Raw genomic sequence first — 10,185 nt, 5'->3', positions numbered from 1 at the left:
AAGATTATATGTATTCATTAATAAAAATATTAGATTCTGTTATAGACGTTTTTCCTATATATCCTGCTAGTCTTGCAAGATGAACTTCTTTATTGAATGTTTCTGGGTCCAATCCGGATATTTTAATAGCCTCTTCCCAGTTTTTAGGTAAAATTCTAACTTTTTGTTCTTTCTCATAAAGGTTACCCACATGTTTTATAGCCATTAATATTCTAACTATTATTGGGTTAAGAGGATGTGCTATTCCCTCAGGAACACCACTTAAAGCTTCTTTTAATAATTTTCCTGCTTCTGTGAGGACTATACCATCGTTAGGAAGAACATATAAAATGCCTCTTGCTTCAAGTTTATTTAAACCGTACTGTACTTCTTCTTTTAATGTTTCATCAAACATTTGGAATAATTCGTTTAAAAATAATCCATATTCTGGAATCTTATGTAAAACCATTCATTCAAATCTAGTTATATGAGGTAATCTCTTTATATCGTAAGCAAGATTTTCGTATAATTGACCAGATTTTGTTGGATATCCACCACCTACTAAATGAAGATTTTGTGCTTCTTCGTACCAATGGTAGTTTGGTGCACCAAATTGGGTTTTTGTAATTGTAATAGCTTTAACAGCAGTTGCTGTAATATCTCTAGAACCTTTTTCTTTAATATCTTCTAAAACTTTTTTACCATATTCCGTTAACACATAAACAGGTTTTTTAGTTTTTTCATCTATTTCTAATGATATAAGATTAAATGCTTCAAGTGTATAGAGGGATTCTTTAGTTGTGTCATAAAGTTTCTCATACCACTGATTTCCTTTTTCATAAAAGTGTTTAAAAAGATGTTCAATTGTGTATAATTCTGACCATTTCTTTTTAAGTTCTTCTTTCTTTTGATATCCCATGGCTTGGTTTATTTTTCTACCATAGAAAGATAAAAGATGTTTATAATCCTTCAAAGGTTTTTCCATTAAGAAGTGAATGAGTTTTTCAGCAGTTGGAACTATCTCAGGATTACTTTTATTCTTTTCCCATACTATTTCTATTCCTTTTAATAATTCTTGGTCTAAAGTTTCAAGGTCAAAAGTTTTTACTGGTCTATATTCTTTTTCACTCCAAAGTTTATATACCTCTAAAAGATTTTCCCCTGCTGGTAGTATGTTTCCACCTGCATCTATAAATGCAAGCTCAGCTAAAACTTCTAACTGTTCTGGAGAAATACTTTCTATTCCAGAATCTAATATTTTTATTAATGAATACATATAATCTTCATTTATTACAGTTTCTAAAGATAATGCCATATTTTGAACTGTTTTTTGAACTGCTTGACCTAATCCTGATAATGTGTATACATCGGATTTTGGTACAGAAAAAGATATCAGTCTCATCGATTCAAGTAAAATTGGAAATCTTCCGTGTTGTGGAAGTGTTTTTGTTTCTGCTGGTCCTGGTGGCAAAGCCACTATGTATTTAGCAAGCTCCTTAGATATTTCCAATCTTGGTTTTGCATTTGTATATATGTCATAGATGAATTTCGCATAATCATTTATTTTTTTCTTCCATCCTTTTTTCTCTTCATGTACTTCTGATGCAAAACCTCTTTCTTTTAAGATTTCAAATGTTTCATCTCCAGTTAAGTCACCACTTTTAATAGCTGACTCTATCATAGCTATAACTTCTGTACCTATCCATCTAAATCTTTCATCCCAGTCTATTGGGTGAGGAATTAATCCTTTTTGAATCATCTCTTCTAAAATATAGACTAGGTTTCTTCCCCAATATGTAAGAACATATTCTATAGGACTTTTACCTTGTTCTAATAAATTTTGTAATTCCAATTCTAAATAAGGGTCTTCTTCGGCTTTAACAGTTATTTGACAAGCTAACCCTTTTTTCTCTTGAGCTTGAGTGTTTAGTAGTGCTAATGCATGTTCTTTTTTGATAACCATTCTTTAATACCTCCTATTTTAGTTTTTTAGTTTTTTAATATTATATAATCTTATATAAATTTTATCAAATCATTTTAACATTTCAAGCTTAAATCTCCAACATATACAACATAATTTCTATTTTCTTTACTTATTACAAGACTTCCATCATCATTTAAACCTTTTAGCATTCCGGACAAAACTAAATTTCTATCTTCATATATAGATACATTTTCTCCAAGCCAAAGGAGATTTTCTTCAATTTCTTTTATATTTAAGTAATTTTCTTTTAAAAATTTAGTGTAGTCTTTTTCAATATTTTGAAGTATTTTTATAAAAATAAAATTTCTTGAAAAATCCTTTTTTTCTTCTATTTTTAAAGATGTAGCCAGTTGGTTTATATCTTCCGGAAAATCTTCTACATCTTGATTTACATTTAAACCAATCCCAACTATTATCCTACCTATTATGTTGTTCTCTATGGAGCTTTCTATTAAAAATCCGGCTATCTTTTTATGGTTTAGATACAGGTCATTAGGCCATTTGATTTTTAAATCGGATTTAACGAAAGACTTTAATGTTTTAAAAACACTAAATGGAAAAAGTAAGGAAAATTTTGATAGATGAGATACTTCCATGTTTGGTTTTAAAATGATACTAAAATACAGTCCTTTGTATTTGGAACTTATCCATTTTCTACCTTTTCTTCCTTTTCCAGAAGTTTGATTTTCTGCAAATATAACTGTTCCATCGGGAAAATCTTTTGTTTTGGCAAAGTTATTAGTTGAATCAATATCTTCAAAGTAAATGTAATTTTTACCTACGAAGGTTGTTTTTAGATGTGGTAGTATTTCTGTGGGTATAGGTTTATCGGGAGAGTTTGTTATTTTATAGCCTTCATTGTCGGTAAGTATTTGATAACCGTAAGATTTTAACTTATTTATCTTTTTCCATACTGCAACTCTTGATGTTCCAAATGTTTTTGCAAGTTCTTCTCCGGATACTTTTTTAGTTTTTAAAATTTCTACAAGTTTTATCTCGTCTATCATCAGTCTGCCTTTAGTATACTTAAAAATGCTTCTTGTGGAAGCTCCACTTTTCCAAACTGTTTCATTCTTTTTTTACCTTCTTTTTGTTTTTCAAGAAGTTTTTTCTTTCTTGTAATATCTCCACCATAACATTTTGCTAATACATCTCTTCTGAGTGGTGCAATCCTAGCGGAAGCTATTACTTTGGAACCTATAGCTGCTTGGATTTTTACCTCAAATAGCTGTCTTGGTATAACTTCTTTCATTTTATCTACCAAGTTTCTACCTACTCTGTACGCTTTGTCTCTATGAACTATAAATGATAATGCATCAACTGGCTCGTCGTTTATAAGTATGTCCATCTTAACAAGGTCTCCTTCTCTGTATCCTATAAATTCATAATCAAAAGAAGCGTATCCTTTTGTTGCTGTTTTTAGTTTATCATGAAAGTCAAAAAGTACTTCTCCAAGTGGTATTTCGTATCTAAGTAAGACTGTTTTTTGGTCTATATATTCAAAACTTTTTTGAACTCCTCTTTTTTCTTGAACCAACTGCATTATAGCACCAACGTACTCAGAAGGAGTGATTATACTTGCTTCTATATAAGGCTCTAAAATTCTGTCTATATAGTTAGGTGGTGGTAGTTGGGATGGATTTCTTACTTCTATTTCTTCTCCTTTTGTTGTGATTACTTTGTATATGACGTTTGGAGCTGTGGTTATAAGTTCTATATCGTACTCTCTTTCTAACCTTTCTTGAACTATCTCAAGGTGGAGTAATCCTAAAAATCCACATCTGAATCCCATTCCGAGGGCTGGAGAAGACTCTACTTCGTAAGTTAAAGCTGCATCGTTTATAGAGTATCTTTCTAGTGCATCTCTCATATCTTCAAAGGTTGTTGAGCCGGTTGGATAAAGTCCTGCATAAACCATAGGTTTTGCTGGTCTAAAACCTTCTATAGGGGAATCTGTAGGTCTTTTTGCATCTGTTATCGTATCTCCGACTCTTATATCTCTCACGTCTTTTATGGCTGCCGCAATGTATCCAACGTCTCCTGCTTGAAGGATTTCTAACTTTGTCATTTTGGGTGTTTGTGCTCCAACTTCTGTAACTTCAAATTCTTTACCTGTTGACATGAGTTTTATTCTCATTCCGGGTTTTACCTGACCGTCTATAACTCTTACAAACGCAACTGCTCCTCTGTATGGGTCATAGTAAGAGTCAAATATTAAAGCTTTAAGTGGTTTGTTTTCATCTCCTTTTGGTGGTGGAATTCTTTTTACAATAGCTTCTAATATATCTTCTATTCCTATTCCGGCTTTTCCGGATGCCAATATAGCTCCTTCTGGGTCAAGTCCTAAAACTTCTTCAATCTGTCTTTTTATTCTTTCTACATCTGCAGAAGGAAGGTCTATTTTGTTTATTACCGGAATGATTTCAAGATTTAGGTTTAAAGCCTGCCAAAATGTGGCTATGGTTTGAGCTTCTATTCCTTGGGTTGCATCTATAAGAAGTAAAGCCCCTTCACATGCAGCTAATGAACGAGAAACTTCGTAACCAAAATCTACGTGTCCTGGTGTGTCTATCAAATGGAGAGTGTAATCTTTGTACTTTAATCTTACAGCTTGTAGTTTTATAGTGATTCCTCTTTCTCTTTCTATATCAAGAGTGTCAAGAAGTTGCTCTTTCATCTCCCTTTTTTCAAGTCCACCGGTAAACTCTATCAATCTGTCTGCCAATGTTGATTTTCCATGGTCAACATGGGCTATTATAGAAAAGTTTCTTATCTTTTCCATTCTTTCACTCAAAGTAAGCACACCTCTTGTAAAATTATTTAAGAATTTATATTTTATCATTTTAAGCTTATAATTATTGTAAAACAATTTTGAGGAATTTTAAGATGAGTTTGGCAGAAAAATATCCTGTAAGATACACTGTTGAAGATTGGAAAAAATGGGAAGGAGATTGGGAATTAGTTGAGGGTGTACCATATGCTTTAGCTTCTCCAAAGCCTAAAAATCAGATTTTTTTAGTAAAAATTGCATCTTTTTTGACAAATGTTTTTAAAGACTGCAAAAATGTAAATGTTGCTGTGGAATTGGATTGGTTCATCTCTTCTGATACGGTCGTTAAGCCGGATTTGTTGGTGTTTTGTGGAGAAATTCCGGATAGGTTAACGGATGTTCCGGATTTAATAGTTGAAATTTTATCTCCTTCTACAAAAATTATAGATGAAGGTTTAAAGTTTGAACTTTATCAACTGAATAAGGTTAAATATTACATAATTTTTGATTTAGAAGAAAACATCTTTAAAATTTACGAACATGATGGTAAACAGTTTTTGGAGAAAAAGGACGATAAATTTGTAATCTGTGGTTGTAACTTTTCTTTAAATTTCAATCAAATCTTTGGTTAAAATGTTAAAATATTTCTTACTTTTAGTTTTTTTAGAGGTAATCTTTTGAATAGAGTACTGTTGTTAATTTTAGGTGTTTTTTCTGTATTTTTTCTATTTTTTGGTGTTTATGTTTTTATAATTACAAGGGACCTTCCGGATGTTAGACAACTTGAAAATTGGAAACCACCGGAAGCATCCGTTATATTAGACTACCAGGACAAAATTTACAATGAACTTTACGTTCAAAAAAGGTATTACGTTCCAATTTCAAAGATTCCGGATTATGTAAAGAAAGCATTCATTGCAACAGAAGACAAAACTTTTTACTCTAATCCTGGTATAGATGTATTTGGCATACTAAGGGCTGCTATTAAGAATATAATTAAAATGGGGGCGGCAGAAGGTGGAAGTACTATATCTCAACAGCTTGCAAAAAATCTCTTTCTAACGCCAGAAAAAAGTATATCAAGAAAAATAAAAGAGATTGTTTTAGCTATTAGACTAAATAAAGTGTACAGTAAAGACAAAATACTGGAAATGTATCTAAACCAGATTTACTTGGGTCAAGGTAGCTATGGAGTAGAAGCAGCAGCAAGAACATATTTTGGTAAAAGTATATCTCAAGTAGACTTATGTGAAGCAGCGGTTTTAGCAGGTCTTCCAAAGGCACCTTCTAAATACAATCCGTATGTAAATCCCGATTTAGCGGAAAAAAGAAAACAGATTGTTCTTCAGAGAATGCTGGAAGAAGGTTATATATCAAACGATGATTATCAAAGATGTGTAGAAAGACCTATCAAACTTGCAGGGATTGTTAGGTCTGATAACTTTAACGATTATTTTACAGAGATGATAAGACAGTGGGTCGTTGATAGATACGGAGAAGATGCAGTAAGTCAAGGAGGACTCAAAATATACACAACAATAGATACAGTATTACAACTATATGCACAAAAAAGAGTTCAACAGTGGCTTGAAGAGCTACAAAATAGAGTAGGTTTTCCTAAACTTTCAAAAGAAGATTTAGATTATCTAAAAGAAAGGTACGATAATCAGAAAGTTTCTCCTGATACATTGATAAAGAATTACATTTACGTAGCAAAAGTCAACCAGATAAACAGAGGAAAAATAAAATTCAGTATTGACCAAGTAGAAGGAGAGGCTTTTGTAAAAAATGTTGGAGCCTTAAAATCTGGAGATTACATTTATGTAAAATATTTAGAAAACGGCTCATTTAAAATTTTACCATTCTTGGAAACGGCTGTTGTATCTATTGACTCCAAATCCGGAGGAATAAGAGTATTAATAGGTGGATACGAGTTTAGAAAGTCACAGTTTAACAGGGTTTTCCAAAGTAAAAGACAGCCAGGCTCTGCAATAAAACCTATTATATACATGGCTGCCATTTTAAATGGTTACACTCAGATTTCATACTTGGAAGATAAACCAATATCATTTTGGGATTACAGTCAAAACAAAGAATGGGTACCTAAAAACTACGATGGAAATTATTACGGAACCGTTACTTTGAGAAAAGCTTTAGCTAAAAGTTTAAACGCTGCAACAGTTTATTTATTGTCTCAAATAGACTTTGACCCCGTTTTATCGGTTGCTTACAAAGTTGGAATAAAGCAAAAATTACCGAAATACTACTCACTTGCACTTGGCTCTATAGAGCTTACTCCAATCGAACTTGCCAACGCATTTGCCACATTTGGGAACTATGGAACAAGGTGTGAACCTTACTTTATAAGAAAAGTGGTGGATAAAGAAGGTAATATACTGTACCAGCAGGAACCTAAATGTGAAGAAGTTTTACCTAAACCAGAGTCAGCTGTAATGGTAGATTTACTAAGGGCTGTTGTCCTTGAAGGAACAGCTGTAAAAGCATCTTCTATGTCTGTACCTGTAGCCGGAAAAACCGGAACAACAAACGATTACTCCGATGCATGGTTTGCCGGATTTGACCCAGACCTTACAACGGTTGTATGGGTAGGGTACGATAAAAGAAAAACCATAGGAAAAGGAATAACAGGTGCAGAAGGTGCACTACCTCTATGGATAGACATTATGACCTATGCAAACAGAAGTGGGACTTACAAAGAATTTCCAAAAGTTGAAGGAACCGTTTACATACCAATAGACCCAATCACAAACAAAGTTTCAAACGAAAACTGTCCAGGAAGATACATTTTATTCGTTGAAGGAACTTATCCTACTGTAGACTGTGACGGAAATCAAGTTGATTTTTCTAAGCTTTTTGCTAAACCGGAAGAATCTACACCTCAACCACAGGAAAACCCATCACCTGAAGAAACAAACCCTCAACCTCAAGAAAACCCATCTACAAATGAAAATGAAAAAGATAAAATATTAGATATATTAAAAAACCGATAAGGAGAAAAGATGAATAGGTATACACTTCCAGATGAAAAAGGTTATTACGGTCAGTTCGGTGGAAAATATCTACCAGAGACACTAATACCAGCTTTACAAGAGTTAGAAGACCAATATTTAAAAATAAAAAACGATGGTGATTTTAAAAGGGAACTTATTTACTACCTTACAGAGTATGCGGGAAGACCAACACCTTTGTATTTTGCATCAAGGTTAACACAGGTAGTAGGTGGAGCCAAGATATACCTTAAAAGAGAAGACCTCTTACATACTGGTGCTCATAAGATTAACAACACTCTTGGACAAGTTTTACTTACAAAGAGAATAGGTAAAAAAAGAATCATAGCAGAGACGGGAGCAGGACAACACGGAGTATCTACAGCTACTGCTGCAGCACTATTTGGTCTTGAATGTACTATATACATGGGAGAAGAAGATGCAGAAAGGCAAGCTTTAAATGTATTTAGAATGAAACTACTTGGAGCAAACGTTGAGATAGTAAAATCCGGAAGTAGGACATTAAAAGATGCTGTTAACGAAGCTTTAAGAGACTGGGTAACAAACGTAAGGACAACTCACTACATAATAGGCTCAGCACTTGGTCCCCATCCTTTTCCTATGATTGTTAGAGACTTTCAATCCGTTATCGGAGAAGAAGTTAAAAATCAGATACTTGAGATAGAAGGAAGATACCCTGATGTGATAGTGGCATGTGTAGGTGGTGGAAGTAACGCGATAGGTATTTTTTATCCATTTATAGAACATAAAGAGGTAAAACTTGTAGGGGTAGAAGCTGGAGGATACGGTTTAGAAACAGGAATGCATGCCGCTAGTATATCAGGAGGAGATATAGGTGTACTACATGGTATGAAATCGTACTTTTTACAGGACCAGTGGGGTCAGATAGAATCAACTCACTCTATATCAGCTGGTTTAGACTATCCTGGAGTTGGTCCGGAACACGCTTATCTAAAAGAAATCAGTAGAGCCCAGTACATAACAGCAACAGATGAAGAAGCTTTAGAAGGGTTTTTACTTCTTTCAAGAACGGAAGGTATAATACCAGCTTTGGAAAGCTCTCATGCTGTTATAAAAGCTGTTGAGATAGCAAAAAGTATGGATAAACATCAAAGTGTTGTTATCAATCTTTCAGGAAGAGGAGATAAGGATGTTCAGTCTGTAAAAAATCTCCTTGATACAGACAAAGAACTGTACGAAAGACTTTTGAATAACTTAAAGGAGAAGTACGGAATATAATGGATATAATTCTTCCTATTGCGAATGTTGATGTTAATGTAATACATCTTTTTATATTAGGGGTTGTTGTAGGTGTTTTATCCGGAATGCTTGGAATAGGTGGAGGAATAATCCTTAATCCAGTTTTAATACATATGAACGTTCCTTCCGTTGTGGTAGTTGGTTCTTCAATTAGTCAGATTGCGGGCGCCTCTTTATCCGGATTTTTAACTTATTTAAAATCTAAGGTAGTAGATGTTAAGATAGGTCTTTACATTGTTGGTTTTAGTTTTTTTGGTGGGTTGTTAGGAATATTTCTAATTAACCATTTAAAAAGTACAGGAGATGTTAAAAGGTTTATACTTGGAGTCTATGCTGTTTATTTATTTCTATTGGGAATGTTTATGTTTGTAGAGAGTTTAAAAAACAAAAACAAAAATACCCATGAAATTCCAAATTTTATTAAAAGATTACCTTTCAAAACAACTTTTAAAACAGGAGAGATTTCTATTTTACTTCCGGCTTTCATAGGGTTTTTATCCGGATTTTTAGCATCAATTATGGGAATAGGAGGAGGGAATCTAATCACTCCAGCTTTGATGTACTTAGCAGGCTATGAAGCTGTAAGTGCAGTTGCAATAAGTATTTTTCAGATGGTATTCGTAGCTTCTTTCCTTGCATTTTTCCATTCGTATATAAATCACGGAGTTGATATTGTTCTTGTATTAATCTTGATATTAGGTTCATCTTTTGGTGCAGTTTTCGGAGCTATTATAGGACAAAAAATAAACAGATTTTATATAAAATTTATCTTATCTTTGTTAATGTTAACGGTGGCATTCTACAGTTTCCAGCAACTTATTGGCACGAAAGAAAAGGAAGTCTTTCACATATCTCCAACTAACTATTTAGCAAAACTTTTACTAGAAAATCCTTTAATCTACTCTATTTTTGCGGTTTTATCAAGTCTAATTTTAGGATTTATAGTAAGTGTAATAACTTTAAGGTTGAAGACATTTTTAGTTGAAAGTATTCTAAGGAAAAGTAAATGAAGGTCGGTTGGATTGACTACCTAAACACTTTACCGTTTGGTATTTCTAAAATAAAAGATATACAGATAGTAAAAGGATACCCATCTCAGATAAATGAGCTTTTAAGAAACAAAGAGATTGATGTTGGTATAATTTCTTTAGCTGAGTATTTAG

Annotated in this window: 7 protein-coding genes and 1 pseudogene; 5 read left to right on the top strand and 3 right to left on the bottom strand. The window is 33.1% G+C overall.

Going from position 1 to position 10,185, the window contains the following annotated elements; genetic code table 11:
• Positions 1-4 precede the first annotated feature (4 nt).
• The 3 genes and pseudogenes from NE054_RS05495 to lepA form a co-directional block, all read right to left on the bottom strand.
• Positions 5-1,942, bottom strand: a pseudogene (locus NE054_RS05495) (DUF505 domain-containing protein).
• Between the two features lie 74 nt (positions 1,943-2,016).
• Positions 2,017-2,970 (bottom strand): biotin--[acetyl-CoA-carboxylase] ligase, encoded by a 954-nt coding sequence (locus NE054_RS05490; protein ID WP_297889557.1) that lies wholly within the window; start codon positions 2,968-2,970, stop codon positions 2,017-2,019.
• Positions 2,970-4,745: a translation elongation factor 4 gene (gene lepA, locus NE054_RS05485; protein WP_297889560.1), complete on the bottom strand. Its 1,776-nt coding sequence runs from the start codon at positions 4,743-4,745 to the stop codon at positions 2,970-2,972. Before lepA ends, NE054_RS05490 begins: the two co-directional genes overlap by 1 nt.
• Positions 4,746-4,849: 104 nt before the next feature.
• On the opposite strand from lepA, the gene NE054_RS05480 reads away from it, so the two are divergent.
• The 5 genes from NE054_RS05480 to NE054_RS05460 all read left to right on the top strand — a co-directional run.
• Positions 4,850-5,365: a Uma2 family endonuclease gene (locus NE054_RS05480; RefSeq protein ID WP_297889555.1), complete on the top strand. Its 516-nt coding sequence runs from the start codon at positions 4,850-4,852 to the stop codon at positions 5,363-5,365.
• A gap of 45 nt (positions 5,366-5,410) precedes the next feature.
• Positions 5,411-7,744, top strand: coding sequence for a PBP1A family penicillin-binding protein (locus NE054_RS05475; RefSeq protein ID WP_297889553.1), 2,334 nt, complete (start codon positions 5,411-5,413; stop codon positions 7,742-7,744).
• Between the two features lie 9 nt (positions 7,745-7,753).
• Positions 7,754-9,001 carry a tryptophan synthase subunit beta gene (trpB, locus tag NE054_RS05470; RefSeq protein ID WP_297889550.1) on the top strand — a complete coding sequence of 416 codons (1,248 nt, stop codon included), beginning with the start codon at positions 7,754-7,756 and terminating at the stop codon, positions 8,999-9,001.
• Positions 9,001-10,032, top strand: a complete 1,032-nt coding sequence (locus tag NE054_RS05465) for a sulfite exporter TauE/SafE family protein (protein ID WP_297889547.1) — start codon at positions 9,001-9,003, stop codon at positions 10,030-10,032. Before trpB ends, NE054_RS05465 begins: the two co-directional genes overlap by 1 nt.
• Positions 10,029-10,185 (top strand): MqnA/MqnD/SBP family protein (locus NE054_RS05460; protein WP_345780600.1); only part of this gene is annotated, 157 nt, incomplete at its 3' end. The genes NE054_RS05465 and NE054_RS05460, both read left to right, overlap by 4 nt.

The organism is Sulfurihydrogenibium sp. (genome assembly GCF_027448985.1).
Taxonomy (GTDB): domain Bacteria; phylum Aquificota; class Aquificia; order Aquificales; family Hydrogenothermaceae; genus Sulfurihydrogenibium.
The sequence above is the reverse complement of the archived record's forward strand: the minus strand, read 5'-3'. Positions and strand labels throughout refer to the sequence as shown.

What these genes read in the sequence shown, in the direction of transcription:
- NE054_RS05490 (WP_297889557.1), bottom strand. Translation starts at nt 2,970, where the DNA reads ATGATAGACGAGATAAAACTTGTAGAAATTTTAAAAACTAAAAAAGTA.
- lepA (WP_297889560.1), bottom strand. Translation starts at nt 4,745, where the DNA reads ATGGAAAAGATAAGAAACTTTTCTATAATAGCCCATGTTGACCATGGA.
- NE054_RS05480 (WP_297889555.1), top strand. Translation starts at nt 4,850, where the DNA reads ATGAGTTTGGCAGAAAAATATCCTGTAAGATACACTGTTGAAGATTGG.
- trpB (WP_297889550.1), top strand. Translation starts at nt 7,754, where the DNA reads ATGAATAGGTATACACTTCCAGATGAAAAAGGTTATTACGGTCAGTTC.
- NE054_RS05465 (WP_297889547.1), top strand. Translation starts at nt 9,001, where the DNA reads ATGGATATAATTCTTCCTATTGCGAATGTTGATGTTAATGTAATACAT.